This is a genomic window from Halobiforma nitratireducens JCM 10879 (assembly GCF_000337895.1).
Classification (GTDB): Archaea; Halobacteriota; Halobacteria; order Halobacteriales; family Natrialbaceae; genus Natronobacterium; species Natronobacterium nitratireducens.
The window spans coordinates 200,525-224,644 of record NZ_AOMA01000063.1 but is presented as its reverse complement, the minus strand read 5'-3'; the positions used below and the strand labels follow the sequence as shown (position 1 = coordinate 224,644).

The 24,120-nt window shown below is 65.5% G+C and carries 27 protein-coding genes; 12 read left to right on the top strand and 15 right to left on the bottom strand.

Annotated features, from left to right (window positions below; all coding sequences use genetic code 11):
* Positions 1-4 precede the first annotated feature (4 nt).
* Positions 5-844: an amidohydrolase family protein gene (locus C446_RS05700; protein WP_006672126.1), complete on the top strand. Its 840-nt coding sequence runs from the start codon at positions 5-7 to the stop codon at positions 842-844.
* A 214-nt stretch (positions 845-1,058) separates the two neighbouring features.
* Positions 1,059-2,021, top strand: a complete 963-nt coding sequence (locus C446_RS05695; RefSeq protein WP_006672125.1) for a DUF368 domain-containing protein — start codon at positions 1,059-1,061, stop codon at positions 2,019-2,021.
* A 132-nt stretch (positions 2,022-2,153) separates the two neighbouring features.
* Here C446_RS05695 and C446_RS19290 read toward each other — a convergent pair whose 3' ends face one another.
* From C446_RS19290 to C446_RS05680, 3 genes are all read right to left on the bottom strand, one after another.
* Positions 2,154-2,327, bottom strand: a complete 174-nt coding sequence (locus C446_RS19290; protein WP_169331358.1) for a hypothetical protein — start codon at positions 2,325-2,327, stop codon at positions 2,154-2,156.
* An 89-nt stretch (positions 2,328-2,416) separates the two neighbouring features.
* Positions 2,417-3,322 (bottom strand): glycosyltransferase family 2 protein, encoded by a 906-nt coding sequence (locus C446_RS05685; RefSeq protein ID WP_006672124.1) that lies wholly within the window; start codon positions 3,320-3,322, stop codon positions 2,417-2,419.
* A gap of 156 nt (positions 3,323-3,478) precedes the next feature.
* Entirely contained in the window at positions 3,479-4,186 is a 708-nt protein-coding gene (locus C446_RS05680) for a class I SAM-dependent methyltransferase (protein WP_006672123.1), read from the bottom strand.
* 301 nt (positions 4,187-4,487) lie between these two features.
* Here C446_RS05680 and C446_RS05675 point away from each other — a divergent pair, with 301 nt between their 5' ends.
* From C446_RS05675 to C446_RS05660, 4 genes are all read left to right on the top strand, one after another.
* Positions 4,488-4,769: a MarR family transcriptional regulator gene (locus C446_RS05675; protein ID WP_006672122.1), complete on the top strand. Its 282-nt coding sequence runs from the start codon at positions 4,488-4,490 to the stop codon at positions 4,767-4,769.
* 227 nt (positions 4,770-4,996) lie between these two features.
* Positions 4,997-5,794: an MBL fold metallo-hydrolase gene (locus C446_RS05670; RefSeq protein WP_006672121.1), complete on the top strand. Its 798-nt coding sequence runs from the start codon at positions 4,997-4,999 to the stop codon at positions 5,792-5,794.
* A gap of 140 nt (positions 5,795-5,934) precedes the next feature.
* Positions 5,935-6,699 carry a YkgJ family cysteine cluster protein gene (locus C446_RS05665; RefSeq protein ID WP_006672120.1) on the top strand — a complete coding sequence of 255 codons (765 nt, stop codon included), beginning with the start codon at positions 5,935-5,937 and terminating at the stop codon, positions 6,697-6,699.
* Positions 6,700-6,769: 70 nt separating this feature from the next.
* Positions 6,770-7,537, top strand: coding sequence for a geranylgeranylglyceryl/heptaprenylglyceryl phosphate synthase (locus C446_RS05660; RefSeq protein ID WP_006672119.1), 768 nt, complete (start codon positions 6,770-6,772; stop codon positions 7,535-7,537).
* Between the two features lie 167 nt (positions 7,538-7,704).
* Here the strand turns inward: C446_RS05660 and C446_RS05655 are convergent, their stop codons facing one another.
* Complete coding sequence (locus tag C446_RS05655) at positions 7,705-8,115, bottom strand: TRAM domain-containing protein (protein ID WP_006672118.1); 411 nt, start codon at positions 8,113-8,115, stop codon at positions 7,705-7,707.
* Positions 8,116-8,274: 159 nt separating this feature from the next.
* Positions 8,275-10,032: a radical SAM protein gene (locus C446_RS05650; protein ID WP_049920059.1), complete on the bottom strand. Its 1,758-nt coding sequence runs from the start codon at positions 10,030-10,032 to the stop codon at positions 8,275-8,277.
* Positions 10,033-10,291: 259 nt separating this feature from the next.
* On the opposite strand from C446_RS05650, the gene C446_RS05645 reads away from it, so the two are divergent.
* On the top strand, positions 10,292-11,455 hold the full coding sequence (locus C446_RS05645; protein WP_152419374.1) for a winged helix-turn-helix transcriptional regulator: 1,164 nt from the start codon (positions 10,292-10,294) through the stop codon (positions 11,453-11,455).
* Positions 11,456-11,582: 127 nt separating this feature from the next.
* Here C446_RS05645 and C446_RS05640 read toward each other — a convergent pair whose 3' ends face one another.
* Complete coding sequence (locus tag C446_RS05640; protein ID WP_006672115.1) at positions 11,583-11,930, bottom strand: HalOD1 output domain-containing protein; 348 nt, start codon at positions 11,928-11,930, stop codon at positions 11,583-11,585.
* 133 nt (positions 11,931-12,063) lie between these two features.
* Here C446_RS05640 and C446_RS19285 point away from each other — a divergent pair, with 133 nt between their 5' ends.
* Both C446_RS19285 and C446_RS05635 read left to right on the top strand, forming a co-directional pair.
* Positions 12,064-12,222: a DUF7559 family protein gene (locus C446_RS19285; protein ID WP_006672114.1), complete on the top strand. Its 159-nt coding sequence runs from the start codon at positions 12,064-12,066 to the stop codon at positions 12,220-12,222.
* Between the two features lie 401 nt (positions 12,223-12,623).
* Positions 12,624-13,163: an Hsp20/alpha crystallin family protein gene (locus C446_RS05635; protein WP_006672113.1), complete on the top strand. Its 540-nt coding sequence runs from the start codon at positions 12,624-12,626 to the stop codon at positions 13,161-13,163.
* Positions 13,164-13,239: 76 nt separating this feature from the next.
* On the opposite strand, the gene C446_RS05630 is transcribed toward C446_RS05635, so the two are convergent.
* The 6 genes from C446_RS05630 to C446_RS05605 form a co-directional block, all read right to left on the bottom strand.
* Positions 13,240-14,475: an NAD(P)/FAD-dependent oxidoreductase gene (locus C446_RS05630; protein ID WP_006672112.1), complete on the bottom strand. Its 1,236-nt coding sequence runs from the start codon at positions 14,473-14,475 to the stop codon at positions 13,240-13,242.
* Positions 14,472-15,257 (bottom strand): creatininase family protein, encoded by a 786-nt coding sequence (locus C446_RS05625; RefSeq protein WP_006672111.1) that lies wholly within the window; start codon positions 15,255-15,257, stop codon positions 14,472-14,474. The genes C446_RS05630 and C446_RS05625 overlap by 4 nt, the downstream gene beginning before the upstream one ends.
* Positions 15,258-15,332: 75 nt before the next feature.
* Complete coding sequence (locus tag C446_RS05620) at positions 15,333-16,130, bottom strand: DUF7388 family protein (protein ID WP_006672110.1); 798 nt, start codon at positions 16,128-16,130, stop codon at positions 15,333-15,335.
* A 237-nt stretch (positions 16,131-16,367) separates the two neighbouring features.
* Entirely contained in the window at positions 16,368-16,988 is a 621-nt protein-coding gene (locus C446_RS05615; RefSeq protein ID WP_006672109.1) for an NUDIX hydrolase, read from the bottom strand.
* A gap of 3 nt (positions 16,989-16,991) precedes the next feature.
* Positions 16,992-17,519, bottom strand: coding sequence for a DUF7109 family protein (locus C446_RS05610; RefSeq protein ID WP_006672108.1), 528 nt, complete (start codon positions 17,517-17,519; stop codon positions 16,992-16,994).
* Positions 17,520-17,549: 30 nt separating this feature from the next.
* The gene (locus C446_RS05605) at positions 17,550-19,187 is read right to left on the bottom strand and encodes an alpha,alpha-trehalose-phosphate synthase (UDP-forming) (protein ID WP_006672107.1); all 1,638 of its coding nucleotides are present in this window, start codon (positions 19,185-19,187) and stop codon (positions 17,550-17,552) included.
* Positions 19,188-19,320: 133 nt separating this feature from the next.
* Between C446_RS05605 and folP the strand changes: the two genes are divergently transcribed.
* Together folP and C446_RS19280 are read left to right on the top strand one after the other, a co-directional pair.
* A complete protein-coding gene (folP, locus tag C446_RS05600; RefSeq protein WP_006672106.1) occupies positions 19,321-20,487 on the top strand; it encodes a dihydropteroate synthase in 1,167 nt (388 codons plus the stop codon).
* Positions 20,488-20,573: 86 nt separating this feature from the next.
* Positions 20,574-20,744: an HVO_0758 family zinc finger protein gene (locus C446_RS19280; protein ID WP_006672105.1), complete on the top strand. Its 171-nt coding sequence runs from the start codon at positions 20,574-20,576 to the stop codon at positions 20,742-20,744.
* 424 nt (positions 20,745-21,168) lie between these two features.
* Here the strand turns inward: C446_RS19280 and C446_RS05595 are convergent, their stop codons facing one another.
* A complete protein-coding gene (locus C446_RS05595) occupies positions 21,169-22,353 on the bottom strand; it encodes a DHH family phosphoesterase (protein WP_006672104.1) in 1,185 nt (394 codons plus the stop codon).
* 80 nt (positions 22,354-22,433) lie between these two features.
* Positions 22,434-23,330 carry an SDR family oxidoreductase gene (locus C446_RS05590; protein ID WP_006672103.1) on the bottom strand — a complete coding sequence of 299 codons (897 nt, stop codon included), beginning with the start codon at positions 23,328-23,330 and terminating at the stop codon, positions 22,434-22,436.
* 130 nt (positions 23,331-23,460) lie between these two features.
* Between C446_RS05590 and C446_RS19275 the strand changes: the two genes are divergently transcribed.
* Positions 23,461-23,610 (top strand): hypothetical protein, encoded by a 150-nt coding sequence (locus tag C446_RS19275; RefSeq protein ID WP_006672102.1) that lies wholly within the window; start codon positions 23,461-23,463, stop codon positions 23,608-23,610.
* 37 nt (positions 23,611-23,647) lie between these two features.
* On the opposite strand, the gene C446_RS05585 is transcribed toward C446_RS19275, so the two are convergent.
* Positions 23,648-24,073, bottom strand: coding sequence for a DUF5791 family protein (locus C446_RS05585; protein ID WP_006672101.1), 426 nt, complete (start codon positions 24,071-24,073; stop codon positions 23,648-23,650).
* Between the last annotated feature and the right edge of the window lie 47 nt (positions 24,074-24,120).

Below are 24,120 nucleotides of genomic sequence, written 5' to 3'. Positions count from 1 at the left end.
TGGGATGCTGGAGCTGGAACACGGGTTTCGGGTCGTCGACGTCTACGCCCGGCTCACGCCGGACGAGGGCGACGGCACACCCGGACCCTGGGGACGGACGATCACTGCCGACAGGCTCGAGCGGGAGATGCACCAGGCCGGAATCACGCGCTCGGTGGTTTTCCCGCCCGCGAAACCCGACACGAGTTACGTGGCTCCGAACAACGGCGTCGCCCGCCGCAGCGTCGACCGTCCGTTCATCGCCTTCGCCCGGATCAACGGGACACGCCACCCTGAACACACCGCTCGCGGACGACTGCGAAACGCCGTCAGTCGCCGCGAGGACCACCACACGACGCCGGACGACGTGGAGATGTACGCCTACGACGATCGGTTCCACGGCTTCGTCCTCGATCCGACCGTCGACGACTACCCCGACGAAGACGTCCTCGCGACGTTAGAAGACGTCGGGCTTCCCGTCATCGTTCGCGGCGGAACCGACGCCCCGCCGGCGGCGCTGTCGGATGCGCTGCTTGGCCGGGCGTTCCCCGTCGTCGTCGCCCACTTCGGGGGCCACCCGCTAAACCGGTCGCTCATGCACGAGATGATCGATCTCCTCGGGGAGTACGACGACTGCTATCTCGAGACGAGTTTCGTCAGGCTCCGGGACACGCTCGAGCGCGCGATCCTGGAACACCCGGATCGCGTCCTGTTCGGGAGCGGCGCACCGACCTGTCACCCGAACGTCGCCGTCATGGAGACGCTGACGCTCGATGTCTCGGAGGACATGTTCCGCCGTGTCTTCTCGAAAAACGCCTGTCGCGTGATCGACGGAGTTTCGCCGGACGCCCGTGCCTGGGGTTGAAACGGTTCAGTGACCGGTTTCCGAGGGGCTACGCCATCCCCTCGTCGCGTGCGAGTAGCTCGCCCGCAGGCTCGACGGCTGAAGCGAGTCTGTTCATTTATGGTACTCCCCCGTTATCCGGTAGGTATGGACGCCTCCCGACCGGCCCTCGCTTTGTTCCCCGCAATCTCGCCGCGACCGACGACCGACCACCGCACCACTCCCGACGGCGACGATGGGATATAACGTCGAGGAGTGGGCCGTCGACCGGCTCGAGCTGCTTCGGATCTACGCCTACGGGCTCTGTATGGGAACCGCGGACGCTCTCCCCGGAGTCTCCGGCGGGACCGTGGCCCTGCTGCTGGGCTTTTACGGTCGGCTGATCGCGGCGATCACTGCTCTGACTCCCCGCCGAGCCGTCCACGTTCTCCAGGGCTATCGGTCCGACCGACGGGGCCGGGCACGGGAGGCGCTGCTCGAGATGGATCTGCAGTTCCTATTGCCGCTGGGCGTCGGGATGGTGACGGCTGTCGCGTTGATCGCCGGCACGGTCTCCGCACTTGCGGACTCACACCCGGTTGCCCTCTTTGGCTTCTTTACGGGGCTGATCGCGGCCTCGGCCGTCGTCCTCTTCCGGAGCCTGCCGCTTACATCGTCCCGACACTGGCTCGCCGCCGGCACGGGGACCGTACTGGCGCTTGCCGTCGCCAGTGGTGTCGTCGAACTACCCGGGAGCGGCCCGGTCCTGCTCTTTCTCTCGGGCGCGCTGGCGATCAGTGCGATGATCCTCCCGGGCATCTCCGGCGCGCTAATCTTGATCCTGCTGGGACAGTACGTGTTCCTCTCTTCGGAACTGACCGCGTTTCTCACCTCTCTGGGAGCCCTCGTTTCCGGCAACGGAAGTCTCGAGGCGGCCGTCGGCCCGGGAACCACCGTCGTCGTATTCGTCGCCGGAGGTTTTCTCGGACTCGTGACGATCGCCAGGATCGTGCGCCGTGCACTCGAGTGGCAACGGGAGCCGACCCTGCTTTTCCTGGTGGGGTTGATCGCCGGCTCGGTGCCGGCACCGCTGCACAACATCGGCGAAGAATACGTCTGGACCGGCGATGTGATCGGGCTGACGATCGCGTGGGCGGTCGTCGGCGCGGTTGCCCTCTTCGGACTCGACCGACTCGCCGGTGGGTTCGATCCCGAGTGATAAAGCGGCTCGAGAGTGTGCATACGCCAGTAGCGCCACTCGAGTACACGACCTCGGTAGGAGGGGAAGAATCTGCTATACCGCACAACGAGTGAGTGCTGGTTTCTTCCCGGGGCTGCTGTGTCCGTGATCTCAGTTCAGAAGATCAGTAGCTACCGCGAAGCCGGTCAGGCCGATGCCGACGAACATGACCATCACCCAGAACCCCTCGGCTGAAACAGCAACGTGCTCGATGAGTTCGAGTAGTCCGGCTGCGATGGTGATCTGCAAGCCGAGGATGCCAACGAGTATCCTCGTCGATTCCATACTCCGTTAGTCATATCCGACTACCATCATCGTTCTCATTCGTTTATACACGAACACTATCGCCGAGCATCGACTCTCGAGCAGCACGCTCACCGCCGATCGTACACACGCACCGCACGGTCGTGGCGCATGGAGAGTCCGTTCGGGTTCCGGCGTGCGGACCGGTCGGAGTATCGCGCACGGATACCGTCGCGGAGCCCTGCAGCGGCGTTGGCGACCACGTCCGTTCCGTTCGACAGCCAGCCGGTCGGCGTCGCGTCCCCGGAGACGATCCCACGAACCGTCATTGCGCCGTCACGGATCGCGCTACCGACGGTCCGTGCGACCACCGTCGGTCTGGGCCCGTAGTTCTTCGCCAGCCGGTACCCGAGTGCCCGATACGTAACTCCCCAGTCCGGCTCCGCACGGCCGCCGTCGGTCCCGACTTCCCGCCGCACGGCCATCTCCATCGTCCAGTCCACGTCGAACCCCATGCCGGCGACGCGGTGGGCACAATCCCGTGCGCCGTCGACGTCCAGGTACTCGTCGAACCCGTCCAGCGCCTCGAGAACGGTCCGATCGAAGGCGACGTTGTCGCCGTCGAAGAGCGTTACGTCCCGTCTGGCGATCGTCTTCGGGGTTCGTGGATCGGCCGTATCGAACCGGTTCTCACCGGTGACCGGCCCGGTGACGACGTCCGCGCCGTCGTCGATCGACCGTTCGACGGCGCTGTGCCATCCGGGTTCGACGGCGTACTCGCCGTCCAGAAACGCGACGACATCGCCCGTCGCGACGCGCAAGCCGGCGTTGCGGGAGACGTTGGGGTTTCGCTCGGAGATTTCGACCAGAACGTCGACGTCTTCCCTGTCGCGAACCATTCCCGTCGTCCCGTCCGAGGACGGGCCGTTGACGACGATGACCTCGGTAGACGACGGCGTTCCGTCGTGGAGGGCGTCGAGAGACGCCAGCAGTTGCTCTCGGTCGTTGAGCGTCGAGACGACTACCGAGAGCTCCATACCCCAGGGTACACACCCGGGAACTAAAAAGGGGACGGGATTATCGGCCGCAGCAACCACGTCCGCCGACTCGAGTGGCTGATCGCCCCCGAGCGTCGACGCCGATCGGGGCGAGGAACCGAGACTCCGGGGTGGGTACCCCCCGGGCAGGCGTCGTCATCGAAGTTTCGTGTTCCAGTAGGAAACCGACGCGAAGTGATCGGTGACTGGATGGCCGCCTACCGCCTCGTCGAGCGTCCGGATCGGTGAGGCGAGGGCATTGGGGATCGACCGGTAGAGGCCGTACGGCGCGATGAAGTCGTCCTCCACGTCGACCAGCGTCAGGTTCGTCTTGGCGAGTAACTCGCTGACCTCGCTCTTCGAGTAAAGGCGCGAGCCCATCGGTAGTGCCCAGTTGTAGACGCTGCGGGCGCTGAAGCGGTTGAACGTATCGAAGACGATCTGGTCACGGGAGACCCGCCGCATCTCCCGTAAGAACGCCTCCGGATCGTCCGCGAGGTGGAAAAACCGCATCGCGATGACGGTGTCGAAGTGATCGTCCGGGAACGGCAGTCGTCCAGCGTCGCCCCGCAGGAACTCGAGGGTTCCTTCCGGCTCCGCGTGCTGTGCTTTCGATCGGCCCTGCTGTAGCATCGCCGCCGAAATATCGAGTCCGACCACGTCGGCTCCCTGCTCGGCGAGCATCACCGTGAATCGCCCGGTACCACAGGCGATCTCGAGGACGCTCCGGTCCTCGACGGGCATGATCGCCTCGAGGACCGCTTCCTTCTCCCGGCGGTCGATCAGCTGGCCGCCCTTGGAGAAGCGCTTGTCGTCGTACTCCTCGGCGACGTCGTCGGCCTGGTACCACTCCTGTCCTTTCACACTGGGCGCAACTACAGTCGCCGTGGGATAAAACGATACTGGAGTCCGTCGAGCGCCGTCGCCGACGCGAACGCCCGTTCGGACTCGTTTCCCGTCGGGTCCACATCGACTCGAGGACGGGTCTCGAGTTCGAAGATCGTCGATAAAACGCGCTATAGTGTGCCTTATCGACCGATGCACCTATCGGACGGAACGGGGATAGCGACTGTGTTAATAGGTCAATAATAGTCCTTATACAAACTACATTGTTCGTATCCACATATAGGGAAGGTTTACCAGCGACGACTCCGCTCGGTGTGATATGAGCATGAGTACCACTGAGGACGGTGGCGGTGCAGCCGAAGCGACGCTCTCCGAAGAGGAATACCGCGAGCGCCTGCGCGATCTCCCCCCGAGCGCGAAGCTCGTCGCCAAAGTCCTCGAGACCGACTCCCCGCTCTCACAGGGGCAACTCGCCGAGGAATCACTGCTCCCCGATCGCACCGTCCGCTACGCGCTGAATCGTCTCGAGGACGTCGGTCTGGTCGGCTCCCGGTACAGTTTCCGTGACGCACGCAAGCAGGTCTACTTCCTGAAACACTGAAACGGGTTGCCGTACCGACGTACCGGTACAACCGCCTCGAGTCGGGTTATACCGGAACTGGCGTCCAGCAAACCGTACGAGTCTCCCGAAGTCGAGCCGGTTTCACGACCCCCAGCCCGAGTTCGACTCGATACGGCTCTCCCTTCTGACTCCGACCACGGGGTTCGATCCACCGAGCAACGCGCCGATACCCGTATCCACTTTGTCGCGGGCCCGTATCACGAGGTATGGATGTCGTCCGTCGCAGTTTGCCGACCGAGACGCGCGCCCCTGGCGGTGAGACGAACGGCTACCTGCTGGCGGCGGGTTCCAGCGCCGTGCTCGTCGACCCGGCGGCCCGAACCGACGCCCTAGACGACCTCCTGGAGACTCGGTCCGTCGATGTCGATCACGTTCTCGTCACGCACGTACACCCCGACCACGTGGGTGCCGTCGACCACTGCGCCGCCGAGACCGACGCGACCGTCTGGGCACGGGCCGGCCGGGCCGACCGGTTCCGCGAGGCAACCGGTCTGGAGCCCGACCGTGTGTTCTATCCCGGACGGACTATTCCCCTCGGCGACGACCGCGTTCGTGTTCTCGACGCGCCTGGCCACGCTCCCGACCACGTCGCGCTCGAGGCGGGCCGGGACGGACCGATACTCTGTGGCGACTGTGCAGTCCAGGAAGGCAGCGTCGTCGTCGGCGCGCCCGAAGGAGACATGCGCGCGTACGTGACGACGCTCCGTCGGCTGTGGGCGATCGATCCGCCGGCGCTGTACCCCGGCCACGGGCCGACGATCGACACACCCCGCGAGACGCTCGAGCGGCTGCTCGAGCACCGCTACAGACGAGAACGCCGCATCCGCGAGGCCGTCGCGGACGGGGCGCGAACGCTCGAGGAGGTCCTCGAGTCGGCCTACGAGAAGGACCTGTCGGGGGTCCGAGACCTCGCACGGGCGACCGTCCGTGCACACCTCGGGAAGTTGACCGTCGAAGGACGGGTCGTGTGGGACGGCGAACGTGTGCGTCCGGCGAGCCGCTGATACTACTGGCCAACGGTCAGAACACACCCGATCGCGTCTCGAGTGCGATCGGTGTCCGTATCGGTTTGGCCGGCAGTATGAGTCGACGCGGTGCTGCCCGCGAGCGACTGACTTTTCCCCGTTCCCACGAAGGATGAGTCGTGCAATCCCTCGAGGAGGAACTCGAGCGGGCCCGCGACCTCTCGGTCGCCGCCCTCGCGGACGCGATCGAGTCGATCGGCTTCGAGTGTACACGCTGTGGTGCCTGCTGTACGGGCCACGGCGAGGACGAACACACCGCGACGGTGTTCCCCGACGAAGTGCGCGACCTCGAGTCGACCGACGGGGAAAGCGACGCGGTTCCCCCGGCCGCGGACCGGGGCTGGCGTGATGTCGCCCGTCCGATGCCATACGGCCTCGAGGAGACCGACGACGGACTCTCGGGGGAGACGTTCGAGTGGGCGCTCCAGACCGACGGCTGTGGCGATTGCGCCTTCTACGAAGAGAGCGAGGACGGGACGGGGGCCTGCGTCGCCCACGAGGACCGGCCGCTGATCTGTCGGACCTATCCGTTCAGCGTTGCTCTCGCCGGCACCAGTCAGCCGATGGGCGACCCCGTCGACAGCGTTCCGCTGGAACCACAGCGGGAAACCGATGAAACCGGCGGTGAACCCGGTGTCGTTCGCGCCCACGAGTGCGAGGGACTCGGCCGCGACATCTCCCGTGAAGACGCCGAGGACCTCGCCAGCGCGTTGAAAGAACGCGCCGTCAGGGAACTCGAGGAGGCAATCGCCGTCCGTGACACCTACGCCCCCGCCGACCCCGACCCGGGCGAGGTCGTCGTCCACGACTCCGAGGGTGCGAAACGTATCGATGGACGGCCGCTCGAGGATGGACACGGAAACGGGACGGCAGACGGAGCGTGACGCTCGTTCTCAGCGGACAGATGCGGCCGAAACCGATACAAAAATCACCACGGTTTGCGAACGGCCGGGCATGCACGTCGACTGGAGTCGTATCTCCCACGTCACGAAAGTCGATCCCGCGAAGCCCCTCCCCGACGACCTCGGCATTCTCGAGGGGACCGATCTGTTGATCGTCGGCGGCTCCGACGGCGTCACCGCCGACAACGCCCTCGAGACGATTCGATCGCTCGAGCGCTCCTTTCCCGACATCCCCGTCTGGCAGGAGCCGTACAACGCGGCGCACGTCTCGACCGACACGCTCGAGGCCGTAGACGCCATGTCCGTTCCAGCCGTCTACAATGGGGATCGCACCCACTTCGTCGGGAAACACGTCGACCTGTTCACCGAGGTCGGCCGAAAGCCCGAGGAGACACTCGGGACGAGCGTGCCGCTGGTCGGCGATCTCATCGCCTCGAAGGGGCGAGATGCCGTCTCGGCGCTTACCGACAAACTACTCGGCGAGGGGTACGTCGTCCAGCACCTCGAGTCGGCTGCGGCCAAGCGGGCCAGCGTCGAGACGGCCTACACCCCCGAGCAGGTCGCGGGCGCGGCGCTTGCCACCGAGTCGTTCTACGGCTTTCCGATCTTCTACATCGAGTACTCGGGTACCTACGGCGGTCCCGAGGACGTCGAGGCCGCAACACCCTATCTCGAGGAGACGACGTTGCTGTACGGCGGCGGGATCGACAGCCGAGAGAAGGCGACCGAAATTCTCGAGGCCGGCGCTGACGCGATCGTCGTCGGCGACTGCTTCCACGACGATCCGGACCGGTTCCGGGAAACGATTCCGGACCGATAGACGAAACTCCAAGGGGAAACGCTACGCCGGTACTCGGGCCGGTTCCAGTTCTCCCTTCACAGTGTTCCGAGCGTGCACCGCGACGTACTCCGGAGTACTCCCGTCCGGTTCTCGATAGCGGTCGGTGACGATCGGATCGGCAACGCCGATCCGAGGAAACAGCGGTGTTAAAACGTTTCTTCGATGATCTCGCCGACCGCGAAGTTCGATTTTACTTCGGTGACCTCGATCTTGACGCGCTCGCCGACGTCCGCACCGGGGACAATGATGACGTAGCCACGCTCGACCCGGGCGATCCCGTCGCCCTGCTTCCCGATGTCTTCGATCTCGACGTAGCGGGTTTCCCCGGTGTCGACCGGTGGCTGTGGCTCGGACGGCGCAGTCTCCGGCTGCGTCGAGGACGTGCTCTCCCCGCCAGCGTCCGCCTCGTCTCGAGAAATGAGTGCGACGCGGTACACTTCCTCGGGATCGATGTCGCCGGTCTCCACCTCTTGTCGTGGTACTTCGATGACGTACCGGTCCTCCTCTGTCGAAACTTCGGTACTGAACAGACACAGGAGTTTTTCAGATATTTCCACAGGTAGACCCTCATCGTCTTCTCTACTCCCCCTGCATAATAGAACTACCGACCGAGTCCGCCGGAACGGGGGATCGGAGCCGGATCGACCCCGTTTCGACGGCCGGGATTTCTGTTTTCTTCAGCCGTTTGCTCTTCCCCGACTCGAGTTCCCCACGAGTCAATCGGCTCCCGTCTCCGGCCCGGTTTCGGCCGTGACGAACCGTGAGAGGTCGATCCCCGTCTCCGTTTCCGTCTCGAGACCCAGACCCGGGCTCGCGTCGGCGACGGACTCGTGCGGCCGATTGACGACGATGTCGCCCGCAGTTCGGTCCCCGACGCCCGGAATCGCCGTGAGTTCGTCCATCGACGCGCCGTTGAGATCGAGCGGGTACGGGACGCCGGTCACGGAGCGGTAGCCGTGATCGACGATCGCGACGTCGATCGTCCGGCCGAGTTCACGCTCGCCGGGAATCCCGACGAGAAGCGGGTACGTACCGAGTTGTCGCCCGAACGTCTTCCCGTCCTGGTGGTACTCGAGATGGACGTCCGGCAACACGGTGCCGGGCGGCGCGACGCGCGCTAACATCGGGTTGTCGATCTCCTCGCGGACCCGTTGCTTGTAACGTTTGAACAGCTTCTTGTGTTCTCTGGCGATTTCGGCTCCCGTGTCGGACATGTCGGTGCCGTCGAAGGACATCACCTGCCGGATGTTGACTCGCCGGAGCATGTACCCCTCGTCGTAGACCCGCTGGAGGAACGCCATGTTGCGCTCGTAGGTCTCCTCCCGTTCGCCTTTGAGCCCGTGCAGGAGGTTGATCCCCGGAAGCAGCTTCGGGAGTCGCCCGGGGGTGTCGTCGCCGACGCTGGGGCCATCTGTGGGCGATTCGCCAGGTCGCCACCCCGCCTCTTCGTTGACGATCCGGACGGCCTCGAAACACTCCTCGGCGGTGACGTTCAAGTTGTTCTCCTCCTGGACGATCGGGTCCGCGGACTCGAGGCCGAACGCGGCGGTGTCGCCGGGGGTGTTGTGCTCGGCGATGATCCGAATCCCCTCCCGTGACTTCTCGGGCCACTCGACGATCGTGATGGGGTTCATATTGTCCAGGTGCAGCGTCTCGAGGTCGGGCGCGACCTCGCGAATACCGCTGTAAAGCTGCCGGAGAGCGTCCGGGTTGGGCGCTTCGCCGTCGCCGCCGTAAGCGAGGATGTCGGCCTGGCGACCGAGCCGGAAGTGCCTGACGCCGTAATCGGAGAGTGCGTCGACCTCGCCGACCACGGTGGGTGCAGGCCGGAAGTCGGGGTTGCCGTACAGCGGCTCCGTACAGAACGAACACCGATACGCACAGCCCCGTGAGGTCTCGAGTTCGGCGATCAGGTAGTCGGGGTGGTTGGGATGTTGCTCGACGATGAAGGCACCGTCCTGGGCCCACCGCGAGACCTCGTCGACGTCGCGCATCCGGTTGTTAAAGCCCTCGAGGCCGCTCTCGACGAGGTCGTAGACGGCGGCCTCGACGTCGCCCTTGGCGACGAAATCGAAATCGAGGTCCTGGCGCTCCGTTTCGGTCGCACCGGCGTTCTCGTCGCCGACGCCGAACTTGACGGGCCCCCCCATCAAGCTCGTGCCGCTTGCAGTCCAGGCGAGTTTGCGCACCTCGTCCGGTTCGGCCGGCGTCCCCCCGACGTACTTCCCGGGGACGGTCATCCCGCCCAGGTAGAGCAGCAGGTCCGCCTCGTCGACATCGCGCCAGCGGTCGGGCTCGTCGCGGAGGCCGTCGATCGTGTGGTACGTGATCCGCTCGCGGGGAACACCCGCGTCGACGAGCGCGCCCGCCGCGTAGCGCGGATACGTCGAGATGTACGGCGGCACCCCGAAGTGTGCGGGCTCGTCGACGTAGCCGTCGACGATCGTCACGGACAACGTCTCGGGGTCGGTCATACGGCCCGGTAGCGCCTCGAGTGGTAAAACGGTGACTACACAGGCCGTCTCGAGAGCGTGTCCCATCCGGTACGTGCTCGAGTAGATTTAAGGAAGTGACTGGTCAAAGTCACTGTACGTCTTCGTCCGGAACGGCAGCAATCGAGTGACGACCTCATCTCACCCACCTACTATGAGCGAACGTGCTGGCCGGCGTCTGCTCGTTTGTGCGTTCGTCTCGATCGTATTCCTGAGTACAGCCTTCGGTGGGGTAGCTGCCGTGGATTTTGGCTCTGCGGGCAGCACCGCTGATGGGGGCCTCGCGGAGTCGCCGGCTGAGTTCGCTTCAGTCCTCGAGGCACAAAGTGAGGACGACGAGGACGACCCAGACGACCCTGACGACGAGGACGACCCTGACGACGAGGACGACCCTGACGACGAGGACGACCCTGACGACGAGGACGACCCTGACGACGAGGACGACCCAGACGACCCAGACGACCCGGACGACGAGGACGACCCAGACGACCCAGACGACCCTGACGATCCAGACGATCCAGACGACCCTGACGACGAGGACGACGAAGATGGCGAAGCCGACGAAGACGAGGAAAGCACCCCGAACGGATCGTCACCCTCGAGTACCTCGAGCGACCAGCCGTCTTCGAACGACGAGGATCGGCCCAGTGGGCAGGAGAACGGAAGCGTCGCGGCCAGTAGCGGGGACGACCAGTCAGGGTCGACCGACGCCGACGCCAGCACGGTCGGGGAAACGATCGGGCTTACCGCTGCAACCATCCTCACCGCGATCGGCGGTGCGTCGGCGTCCGGAAACGCCGCAGTGTTGACCGTACAGAACCCAGTCCTTCGCCGGTCGGCCGCGCGGACCGGAACGGTCTACGCCCAGGGGATCGATCTCGAGGGAGACCGGCCCTGGGAACTGCCGCTCGCTCTGTTTCGGTGCAGCCGGTTCGACGACTCCGATCCGCTCGAACACGACACGAGACGAGAGCTGTACCAGGCGATCACGAACGCACCAGGCGTCCACCTGTCGGAACTCGAGTCCGTGACCGAGGTGTCGCTGTCGACGATCCGTCATCACCTCCGCATTCTCGAGGAAGAGCGCCTGGTGACTTCCGAAAAGATTCGCGGGAAGCGCCGGTACTACTGCATCGATACGACCGCGGACATCGACATCGAGCTACGGACGGCTCTGTCCGAGGAGTCGACGAGACGGCTCCTCGAGACGCTTGCAACACGTGAGAGGATGCAGACGAGCGAGCTCGCTGACGTGCTGAATCTGGACCCGAGTACGGTGTCTTACCACCTCTCGTCGCTCGAGGAGGACGGGCTCGTCGTCCGAGAACGCGATGGGCCTGCGGTCTGCAACCGGCTCGCGCCCGAGGTCGAACTCGCGGTCGAACGGGCCGACTTGACGAGCTAACGGGGCGGCGGACGCAGTTGTGCGACGGTGCCCTGTCTGGGGTTCGGGACGACGAACCGCCTGACCGTCGATCCAACGCCGTGTCTTCGGAGTCGAGTCGTCGTCAGTCGACACGAAACCACGACGGTCACTCCTCGTTTCCCTGGCTCTCGTTCCACCAGCTATCGGCGTCCGGATCGAAAACGACCTCCCCGTCGGCAGACACAGTTACCGTGAACTGGCGAAACTCGATTCGAACATCGCCCGACCGACGGGGACTGTTCGAAATCGGCTCGAACAGCGAGTCGAGAGCCTCCGGATCGACCGCGTCGAACAGCCGTTCTCCGTCGGCGAACTCGAGTTCAGGGGCTCTCCTCACGACGGCGACGAGATGGCCCGACAACGGTTTCGGGCCTGCCCAATCGTGGTGGACGCGGAGCGTTCCGGTGTCGGTATCTCGGTGGATCGTCGGATCGAACGGGCTGTCGTCCGTCATCGTGATCGTACGGTCTGTCGTCGGGATTGTAGGGGAATTGGCAAACGTGTCCAAAAGGGTTGCACCCGACCCGCCGGCCGCCCGGCCGCGGGCCGAATGTTGATTAGTTCGGCACACTGAGTACCAATCGAGCATGCCACCGACCGAGGAGATCGTTTGTACCGCGGAGGACTGCTTTCTCGACCTGTTCGAGAACCACTATACGTACGAGGTTCCCGACGAGCACGAGGTTTCGGAACTGTCGTGCCCGGTCTGTGGTGGGACCGACTGTCTCGAGCCGGTCGAACTCTGAGCCGTGTCGGTCGATCACCGTTCAACCGTTCGGTCCGACGTGTCTACTCCGGCGTCGATGTCGGATCGGCACGGTGTCTCCAGTGAGCGGCGAGTGTTCGAGCCGATCGGTCCGATCTCGAGTTCGAGTTCGAGTTCGAGTTCGACTTTGACTTCGGGTTCGGATTCCAGTCTGACACCCAGTATCACAATCAATAATAGCGAGGTCGTCGTAGGAACTCATCCGGCAATGTCTGCCTCGAACTGTCAGGTTCGGTCGCCCCCCGTCGCCTCTGGAGGGAGGGCCGACTCCGAACCGGAACCGACTACTGTCCCGTCTCCCGTCCCCGCCCCGATCTCGTCCCAGGTCGCCGCTCCGACGGTCCCGGTGAGCGCCACCAGCGCCGCCGGAGGTGACCGTCCGTGAGCCCTCGTACTCTCGTCGATTCCGTCGGTCGGTTCCTCTACCGACAGATCGGTCGCGCGAACGGTCGTACCCAGAACCACCGCTCGCTTCCCGTCGATATCCTCGAGGACGAGACCTCGTATCTCGTCGTCTTCGACGCGCCCGGTGCTGAGCCCGACGACGTCGAAGTCCGGTACCTCGAGGGCAACGTCAAGATTCGAATCGAGCGGTTTCGACAGTTTCGTGATCGGTTCGACATGCGGTTTCCCGGCCGTGGGATGGAGCTCGGTGGCGAGGCCGAGTTACCCGCCGACGCGATCGTCGACCCCGATTCCGGAACCGCGACCCTCACCGAAACCGGGACGCTAAGCGTCGAAATTCCAAAAGACACGTCCGTTCCCGACGGAGGTGACCGCGAGGACGAACTGGCGGCCGGCGAGTCCAAGTTCGAATCCGAGCCCGAACCCGAACCCAAATCCGAGCCGGACCCGGAACTCGAGTCGGCCGACGAGCCAGCCGCCGAGGCCGATACCGCCGACGCGTCGGTCGGTGACTGACGGGTATCAGTGGTAGTGGTAGTGGCAGTGCCCGTGCCCGTATCTGTTCTCCACTCTCGATCCTCAACACCCGTTCTCAGTCCTCGTCGATCCGCATTCCTTCTTGGATTTCGAACTCCTCGTCGCCATCGAACCGCGCCGGATCGAAGCGGTCGATCCCGTCCCCACCGACGATCTCACCCGCGATCCGCTCGCCGATCCCCGGCGCGCGCATGAACCCGTGACCCTGGAACCCGGTCGCGACGTACAGTCCGTCACGGAGTTCCCCGACCAGGGGATCGCCGTCGGGCGTCGCCGTACAGAGACCGGCCCACGCTCGCTCGAGGTCCGTCTCCGGCGATACCGCTACGTCCGGGAGCCGGTCGTCGACTCGCTCGAGTAACTCTTGGGCGAACCCGTCGTTTGCGTCCCGGTCGTACGCGTCCGGATCGGCTTCCCACTCTTCCGTGCCGTCGCCGGCAAGCAGACCCTCGGGATGGGGGCGAACGTAGAACCCCTCCGTCCCGTCGTAGCAGATCGGCTCCGTGAGGTCGCAGTCCGCGACCAGCGCCTGGACGCGGTAGGGTTTCATCGCGATGTCGATTCCCGCGTCGGCGAGGACGGCGTTGGTCTGTGCGCCAGCGGCGACGAGGACGGCGTCGAACGCCCGCTCGCTGCCGTCGGGTTCGATCACGCGTGTGGGATCGATCCGTACCTCGACTGCCGTCTCGGGCTCGAGTGTCGCCCCGGCACCGTCGGCAGCCGCGGCGAGACAGGCCGTGTAGCGGGCAGGATCGGTGTGCCCTGCTGCGCCCGCGATACCGGCGACTGCGATGTCGTCCGTCCGCAGCGACGGGAACCGCTCGGCCAGCTCGTCGGGCCCCATCTCGAGGGCGACGACGCCGGCTTCTTGCATTCGATTCACCTGTGTTCGAATCCTCTCGGCGCGTTTCTCGTCGCCCTCCTGGGCGAACCAGACGTAGGGACACTCGACGAACGGGAAGGTGTCGTCGCCGGAGAGCCGCCGGAATCGCTCGATCGAGTCGCCGGCGATCTCCGCGTCCAACTCGTCGGCGTACGCGTCGTAACAGACGCCCGCTGCACGGCCGCTCGCGCCGCTTGCGATCCCGTCGCGGTCGTAGAGAGTGACGTCGGCCCCGGTCCGGGCGAGGTCGTAGGCCGCGGTCGCGCCGACGGCTCCTGCGCCGACGACCGCGACCTCGAGGCCGGCTCCGTCGTCGACGAAGGCGTCAGCGCCGACGGCGAGTTCGGGCTCTTCGTCGGGATCGAGACCGTCTACCGTCGACTCGGAAGCGGAATCGTGCCCGGTCATCGGTGCTCACGCGACCAGCAGTCCTCGAGGGATCGTTCGGCGAGCCAGTCGATCAGCGCGCAAAGCCGGTCACAGCCGGTTTCGAACAGTTTCTCCCCTTTCTCGGGAGCGGCCTGGGACGGCCGCCCGACTGCACCGGTCTCGGTAAAGTCGATGGTGTCGAACCCGATCGGCGCACCGTGGACAGTTTCGCCCCAGCCCTCGCTGGCACCGGCCTCGGCGGCCTCGAGTTCGTCGGGGACGACCAGTTCCTCGCGAACGTGCCACAGCAGGCTCGACTCCATCGCGTCGGCGTGGCCCCCCACCTCGTCGAACAGGTCGTCGGCGAGGTCGTCGACCGCGTCCCACCAGTTCCACGGCGGAGCGAACGCGGTTTCCTCGTCTCGAAGCCGTCGTGCAGTCCGTCGCAAGGCCCCGCCGTTGCCGCCGTGGCCGTTGACCACGACGGCCTTCCGCAGGCCGTGCTCGGCCAGACTCGAGAGCGTCTCCGTCACGTACTGCTCGAAGGTCTCCTCGGAGACGTACAACGTTCCGTCGAACTGGCGGTGGTGGACGCTGACGCCGACGGGAATCGTCGGAAGAACGACGGCGCTGACGTCGTCGTCGGCCGCGTTCTTCTCCTCGGCGGCCGTCCGGGCGAACGCCTGGGCAGCCATGTGGTCCATCCCAAGCGGGAGGGCCGGCCCGTGCTGTTCGGTGCTGCCGGTCGGGAGTACCGCGACATCGGCCGCCTCGAGCGTGTCGGCGGCCGCGGTCGTCGTTTGCTCGGCGAGCTGCGTCATACCTGCCCGTGGTTCCCGGAAGTGCTTATACTCTCGGGAAGGGGCGGTTGAAGAAACCGTATCGTCGGCTGGACGCTATTTGCGGAACCGCCCGAGACCCCGTGCAGGGTAGCCGACGACGGTCGTCGCGCCGACCTCCCGGAGCGTCTCGGTCTGGGCGTGCACGTCGTCTTCGGTGCCGACGAGCGTGTAATCGTCGGCTGCCGCGAGTAGTACCTCGCGGGTACGACCCGTCGCGCCCGCGTCGTAGTCGTGGTCGGTGTCCTCGTCGGGCAGCGCCGAGGCGACGGGTCGACGACGTGCGACGTAGTCCCCGACGGCCTCGAGGATCGTGTCCTCGTCGTCGGACAACACCGTCGGCGCGTAGACGGCGATCTCGCCGTCGAAGCCCGCCGCACGCAGTGCCCGGAGTTCGCGTTCGGTCGAGCGCGACAGCAGGTCGTACTGGGTCGCGCCCGTCGCCATCGCGATTCGCTCGACGCTCTCGGTGCCGACCCAGGCGTCGGGCGCGGTCTCGAGGAGTTCGCCCAGCCGGGGGGCGACGGCCCGACTTCGCTCGTCGTCGGTCAGGTAGGCCGGGTGGCCCGCGACGGCAACTCGACCGACCGACGCCGGCAGGTCGGCGACGAGCGAGTCGTCGCCGAGGGGGTCGTAGCCGTCGGCCCGAACCGGTGTCGTGACCCGCACGTCGGCGTTAGCCGCGAGGGTCTCGAGTACGTCCGAATCGGGCACGTGTTCGCGACCCTCGTAGTCGATCGCGAACGCGTCGGCCGGGATCGACGCCGCGTCGGCGACATCACATTCGGTCGGTTTGAGCGCGATCGCGTCCAGGCCCGTGCGGTCGACGACGCTCGTGGCATCAGCTCTCAACATCGGCGATCACCTCCGACCGGAAGCGTCGAGATCGTCGCTGTCGGGACTGGGAACGATGCCAGAAGCGACGCGAACGATGCAGCGTTCGCGGTAACGAAAACGTCGAGACAGTAGTTATCGCCCGTGCGGAACTCGATCCATCGTCTGTGCGACCATACCCGCTGTGGGGCCCCGGTATGCAAAAGCGTGACGCCCCGCCGAGTTTTTGCCTCCCACTGGCGGTCGCGAATCGTGGTCTCACGACCGTGTGTGATCTCGCTCTTCCCGCTCGATCCGTTCGGGAGCGTCGAACTCCGTCGCGAGTTCGAGCAACTGAACCAGAATGCGGCCCGTCGCACCCCAGACGGTGTAGCCGTCGACGTGGAAGTAGTGGATGACGACGTCACCGTAGTAGGGGTGGTCCCGACGTTCGTACTCGTAGTTCTCGTGATCGAGAAGTGCCGAAAGCGACAGCAGGACGATCTCGGCGACCTCGTCGTCGTCGCGCTCGTACTCCCGGTCGGGAACGCGGCCGACGAACGGCGTAACCGCGTACTCCGTGACGGTGCGGATGTCGTCGAGCCGGCCGACGATTTCTGCCTCCGAAGGATTCAGCCCGATCTCCTCGTTTGCTTCCCGCAGTGCCGTCTCGAGGATCGAGTCGTCTTCGGGCTCGGCACCGCCGCCGGGGAAACTCATCTGTCCGGGGTGTTCCCCGAGGTGGTCGGCACGGCGAGTAAACAACAGGTAGTCCTCACCGTCGCGCTCGACGATCGGAGCCAGGACGGCAGCGTCGTGTTCCTGGTCGTCGATCTCGAGGGGGTCGTGGTCGGCGACGGGATCGAGGTCGAGCGTGTGGCGTCGTGGCGATCGGGACATACGTTAGTCGAGTGCCTCCTCGAGTCGCGTCCGTTCCGCCGAGAGGTCGACGGGTGCCCAGGCCTCGACGTCGTAGCTGACGTCGAGCAGTTCTCGGATGCGATCGGGATTCTCGCCGGAGTCGTCGACCGCCGACTCGAGGGCGGCGACGAACCGGTCCCGGACGGCGTCGCCGAGTGCCTCACGGTCGATGTCCCGTCGGTCGACATCGAGGATGTGTGGGACGTCTTCGGCGTACTCCGGAACGGTGGGGAACGCGGTAGGGCCCGCGACGTACAGGGGCTCGCGATCGCCGTCCGCGTTCCGGGCCTCGTTTCCGTCGCCCCCGCCGTCGCCCCCGTTCTCGTTCTCGTAGCGGACCAGCGCGAACGACTCGACGGCCTCCTCGATCGCGTCGTCGACCGCCGCTCCGTCGACCGATCGCCCGTCCGCGCGGAAAGCGGCCTCTGAGAGCGCACGCTCGAGTTCCGCGCGGGTCAGTCCGCCAAAGAGGTCGACGACGCCGGCCAGTTCGTCGGCGGTCGCGTCCATGAGAAGAACAACGCTCGCCTGAAAGATTAATCAACCGGAATCGCCGCTTCTCCCGCCGTCGGCGTCGGGTTCGCACGTTGTGACCGCGAGGGAGGGGTGGGCGGCGAGTTCACGATCGAGCCTTCGGACCCACTCGCCGACATCGTTTCGCTGTACGGCGTGCCACATGGACCGAAGCCGGTCGTGCTGGTCGTCGGGGTCGAGTTGCAGGGCCCGATCGATTTCCGTCGCCGTCCCGCAGACATCGTAGGGGTTGATCTCGATCGATCCCTCGAACAGGTCGTTGACGCCCGCGAACTCGCTTCCCACGACGGCCCCGCTCTCGCTCGCGTTCGCGGCGACGTACTCCATCGCGACCAGGTTCAGTCCGTCACGGCGCGAGGAAACGACGAGCGCGTCGGCGGCCCGGTACAACGCGAGCAGTCGCTCCCAGTCGACCGGCTCGGCGACGTGCCGGACCGGCGTCCAGTCGTCGGTCCCGAACCGATCGTTGACGGCTGCAACGCGCTCTCTGACCTGCTGGCTGTAAATTTCGTACTCAGGAATCCCCTCCCGCGAGGGGGTCGACACCATCAGGTGCGTGACGGCTCCACGCCACTCCGGACGCGTCTCGAGGAGGTGTTCGAACGCCCGGAGCCGCTTGCGGATTCCCTTGGCGTAATCCAGTCGTTCGACGCCCAGCAACAGGTCGTCGCTCGGAGCGAGGTTGTAGTCAGCGCGGACGGATTCGGGGGATACTGCCGGTGACATCGCTTCGTCGCGCACGCCCGAGGCGTCGATCCCGATGGGTTGTGCGTACACCCGAGTGAGCGACGGGGGTTGCTGCCCGTCGTCCGCGACGTACCGGACGGTACCTGCCTCCCGATCGACCGACGCCGACGGTAGCAGACGGTCGACCGATTCGAGGAAGTTCCGCCGGTACTCCTCGAGGTGGAACCCGAGGAGGTCGGTGGCGAGCAGTCCCTCGAGCAGTGCGGTCGCGTTCGGCGAGACGCGGAGGTCGTCCGGCGACGGCCAGGGAACGTGCCAGAACTGTGCGACGACGGCCGAATCCGGGAGTCGACCGCGGAGCCGGTCGCCGAGCAGGGCGAAATGATAATCCTGAATCCAGACGATCGGGTCTTGCGACGGTGCTTCCGTGCCTGGGCCTAGGCCGGAGCCGACGCTCTCGAGAACCGCGTCCGCGAACCGCTCGTTCGCCCGCACGTAGGCCGGCCAGTGGGACGGCTCCGATCGGATTCGGCCAAGATCGCCGTGACACAGCGGCCACAGCGTCGAGTTGCTGTAGCCGTAGTAGTAGTCCTCGACCGTCGACTCCTCGAGGAAGACCCGCTCGAGGTCGTAGGCGGGCTCGTCGGGCGGGACGCCGACGGTCCCGTCGTCGGCGACGGCGGCGTCGGCGTCGCCGCTGCCCCAGGCGACCCAGGTGCCCCCGAGTCGCTGTAAGACGGGATCGAGGGCGGTGGTGAGGCCGCCAGTCGAGCGTTCGACCGAGATTTCGGGGTCGTCGCCCGAGGGGGCAGAGGTAGCACTCGAGTCCGACTGCGACTGCGTCGAGTACGAGTGTACGTACGGCTCGCGGTTCGACACGACGACGAGTTCGCGCTCGCGGAGCGGCGACGACTCGGGGAGCGGACGATCCGGTGTCGAGGAACGAGAGTCCGACACTGGCTACGGCTGAGGAGCGGCGAGTAATCATCCTTTCGCCCTGCCGGCTTTGCCGAGCGGGCGGCAGTATCGAAAGGCGGCAGACCCGTACTGAACCGGCAACGTTTTTCGAGACACATCCTAACCCCGCCCTATGCGAACCGTCGAGATCGGGGACATGCCCGTTGGAGACGGCCATCCACCGCGAGTGATGGGCGTCTTGAACATGAGCGTCGAGTCGAACTACGATCCCAGCGTCCACGGCGGCGTCTCCGAAGCCGTTCGCCACGTCGAAGAGGAGATGGTTCCCGAGGGAGCCGACATCATCGATATCGGCCTCCAGTCCGCGAACCCGAAAAACGACTGGCTCCCCGCGGAGGTCGAACGGGATCGACTCGCGAAGGCGCTGGCCGTCGTCGACGAGGTCGACGCCGATGTCGCGTTCTCGATCGAAACCCGCTACGCGTCGGTCGCCGAAGAAGCGATCAAGGGCGGTTTCGACCTGGTCAACGATGTCTGTGGATTCGCCGATCCGGAGATGCCCGAGGTCTGTGAGGAGTACGACATCCCGGTCGTGAAGATGGCGAGCCCGCCGGACATCAAGAAACCGGGACATCTGAAGACCATCGACGATATCTTCGAGGCCCTCCGGCGTGGCGGGTTCACCGACAAGACGATCCTCGACCCCGCCTTCGGTGGGTGGTACGACGAACGCACCTTCGAGGACAACTGGGAACTGTTCCGCCGTCTGCGGGAGTTCCGTGCGTTCGGTCGACCCATCCTCACCGCCACCAACCGTGAGGACTTCCTCGGCGACCTGGCCGGCCGCCCCGAGACCGAAGATCAGTTGCCGGTCAGCCTGGCGGCCGCGACGATGGAGGTCGAACGCGGCGCACACATCGTTCGTACCCACGACATCGCCGAGACGAAAGACGTCGTCCAGGTGGCCCACGCACTCGGCGACAACCGCGAACTTCGCGAGGAGCCGAGCGTCGTCGAACTCCGGAACGTCACCGGGCGCGAACTCGAGCGCACCGTCTCCCTGCGAGAGAACACGACCGGGCGGAACGCGTCCGCGAGCCTCTTTTTCCAGATCGGTGACCTCGACGAGACGACCGAGGCTGCCCTCCGGCAGTGGGCGGACCGCCACGACTTGCCCCTCGCGGTCGATCCGGGTGCCGACGCGTTTCTCTCCGGCACGGCGGGCCGACTGCGCGACGCCGTCGCGGATGTCGACGGCGAGGCCCGCGAGACGCTCGCGCCGATCCTCGGGACGGTTCGGTCGGCACTCGAGCGACACGATGCCGATCCGGGTAACTGAATTCGGTTCTGCGTAGGGTGTTCGTAAACCCATTGGGTCAGACGAAGCCCCGGTCTTTTTCTTCCCTACCTTCGTAACGAAGGCACATGAAATCAGTCCGGAAGGCACTCCGCGACGGGGAACTCGACAAGGACACCTACGACCGGCTCGTCTGTGGCGAGTGCGAGAAGCCGCTGAAGACCGAAAACGACCCGGACCAGATCAAGACGGTGCGAATCTGTCCGGACTGCGACGAGGAGTGGAAAGAAATCCGGTAACAAACCTGGCAGGGGCGAGGGCACTCCGTATATTTTCTGTGGATCACACGCCGCTCGAGCCGTTCATTTGCGATTCACGCTCTCTCGAACCAGACCCAAATCGAGGGCACGCTCGAGGTCGACGCCCCTCTGGCAGCCACTGCAAGCCATTGCACACTCGATTGCACGACAGCTATGCGATCGGTGTGTGAGTCGTTTCAGTTGTTACTGTAGCTGGACAGTGCGACCGGTAGGGGATGATCTCCGGGGGATCGCGAGAGACGAGGTGACCGGCCCGGCATCGCGGCATTGCTCTGCCTGTCGATTCGTCAGTGAGAAACGACTGTGACAGCAGCGAGTGAAACGACACGAACGGCAACGAACGGCAACGAACGACAAAGGGCACCAACGAACGGCAACAATCACCAACGAACGCCACAACTAATCACGATCGTTCGCCAGCAAGCGCCGAAAAGAGTCGCTTTTCGAACTCCTCGCGGCTGATCCCGTCCGAGGGGCCGATCCCGTTCATGTGATCGACCGAGACCTGCCCACCACCCATCCGGGCGTGGCCGCCGGCGTTCGCCATCGGAATGTCGCTGACGGCGTGTCGAAGCGACTCCCCCATGTGGACACGGTCGTCCCGGGACCGGCCGGAGAGGTGGATCGTCCCGTCGTTTTCCCCGTAGACGACCACCGCGGTAACGCCCTCGAGATGCATCAACTCGTCGGCGGCCTGGGGAATCGCGTCGACGTTCGAGGCCGTCCCGACATCACAGACCGCGAACGAGCCTTCGACCCGTTTTTCCGTGATCGCCGTCGCCTTGACCTGCAACACGTCGTCGCTGACCTGCGGGTTGGCGATCCGCTCGAGTAGGTCTTCGTCGATTTCGTCGAAGAGAAACGCACAGGCGTCGAACTCGGCCCTCGAGCAGCCGTTCGTCAGGTGGTTGGTGTCGGACTGGATGCCATAGAGCAGACCGGTCGCGAGCTCCGACGTCAGGTCGACCCCGTCCTCGCCGTCGTCGGCCGTGCCGATCCCCCTGATGTACTCGACGAGGATCGTCGAGGCCGCCCCGTACTCCGTTCGGACGTCCGTAAACCGCGTCCCGGTGCCGTTGCCGGGGTGATGGTCGACGACCCCGACGGGTTCGACGTTCTGTGCGCCGGTGAACCCACGCGGCGTGTTGTGATCGACTAAAACGACCGCATCCGCAGCCAGCTCCGAGCTCGAGTCGATACTCTCGAGATCCAGGTCGAGGACGGTCCGGAACGCGCGGTTTTCCTGGTGGCGGATCTCCCCGGAGAACTGTAGCGTCGACTCGGTCGACACCGAGTCAGCGATCGCCGCCACGGCCATCGCACAGCCCATCGCGTCGGGGTCCGGGTTGGGATGCATCAGCACCGCCACCTCGTCGTACTCCTCGAGAAGCCGGCGGAGGCGTACACCAGGCGGCCGACGGAACCACCGGACGGCCCACCAGCTTCCGAGGACGAAGCCGGCCGCTAGCAACACCAGCAGCGAGAGCACGAGCGGATCGAGTGCCTGCAGCGAGTCGGCGACGGCATCGACGACCAGCACGTCCGCCTCGGCGTCGACGAGCAGCGCCGAGGCGTCGCGGTAGCTCATACCGGACACTCAAATCGAACCACAAAGAATTTTCCGACGATTCACACGTTCGGGGCCAGAGCAGGGAGTGGCCCGGGCCGTTACCCCGTGTGATACTGGTCGATCGCCGCCCGATACCCCTCTCTGTAGGTGGGAAACTCCAGCTCGTAGCCCAGCGCGCGCAGCTTGTCGTTGGCACAGCGCTTGCTCGTCAGAATCCGCCGGCGCGCGGCGGCCGACAGGTCGTCGCCTCCGTCCTCGAGTCGCTGGTCTTTCGTCCGCTTGGGCGGCTCCGGGACCCCACACTCGTCGGCGAGCCAGTCCGCGAACACCCACTTCTCGACGGGTTCGTCGTCGACCACCTGGACGACCTCGCCGCGGGCAGCGTCGTCCTCGAGCAGGTACCGGACGGAGCCGGCGGCGTCGTCGCGGTGGATCATGTTCAGATAGCCCTCGGTAACCGGTCCGTCGAGGTAGCGCTCGAGACGGTATCGATCGGGACCGTAGAGGCCGGCGTAACGCGCGACGGTGCCATCGAACCCGTAGTCGGACGGTCGGTCGCGAGCGATCCGCTCCGCCTCGGCGAGCACCTCCGTCTTCGCGGTGGTCGGTTCGATGGGCGTCCCCTCGTCGACCCAGTCGCCGTCGTGATCGCCGAGCACGCCCGTCGAGGAGGTGTAGACCAGCCGGTCGGGTGAGTGCTCGCGCTGACCGAAGTGTTCGATCGCGGTCTCGAGACCGTCGACGTAGATTTCGCGGGCGGCGTCGGCACCACGGCCGCCGCTGCTGGCGGCGAAGACGATCGCGTCGACGTCGGGTACGGACGCGAGACTCTCGGGATCAGTGATGTCGGCACGAACGGCCTCGAAGCCGGCCGATTCGATCGCGTCGATACCCGACTCGGAGCGACGGACCCCGACGGCGTCGTGGTCGCGGTCGGCGAGCTGTCGGCCCAGCTCGAGGCCGATGTAGCCACAACCCAGAATAGCGACGTGCATACCCGTAGTCGTGGTGCGAGCGACATAGGTGCACTGCTCGTCGCTCGGCACGGGCCGAACACCGCTCGAGTCGATACCAAAAATCTATGATAGCACAGCACATACTATCGGGGAGAACGAGGCGTCCCCGATGCCCGAAACGTGTACGAACTGCCGGGCCAGAGCCCCTTCCCGGCAGTATCACGTCCACCTGTCGACGGCCGAGGTCGTCGAGATTTCGCTTTGTGAAGGGTGTCGGTACAAGTTCGTCACTGCGGACTGGGTCGACGCGGTCGTCTAACCGAGACGGGGAACCCCGAGCGAGAATCGCCCTCCCGTCAGGGCATATTCCCGACGATCACGTGTTGCAGGTGTACGTACTCCTCGAAGGACATCTCCGCCCGGCGTTCGATCTTCTGTTGGACCTCCTTGGCGTCCATCTCGAGCTCGAGGTCGCTCTCGACGGCCTCGACGTCCATGACGGCTGTCGACATTCCCATCAGCAGGTGTTCACAGGCCATCGTCACGACCGTCTCCGGGTCACGGACTCCCTCCTCGAGCGAGCGGATCTCGGCCGCCTGCTCGAGCGAGAGGTCCGGCAGGTCACCGTTCCCGAGCGCCTCGAGGTCGACGGGTTCGAGGCTCGTCTCGGCGGTAGCAGTTTCGAGACCGTGCTCGTCGACGATGTCGGCGAGCTCGTCACGATACTCGGCGCGGAGCTGGGCAGGGGTGTCGGGAACGGTCGTGCGCTGCTCGTGGAACATACCCGGTATCAACGGGGACAGCGTAAAGTGTATTCCCATTCGCACAC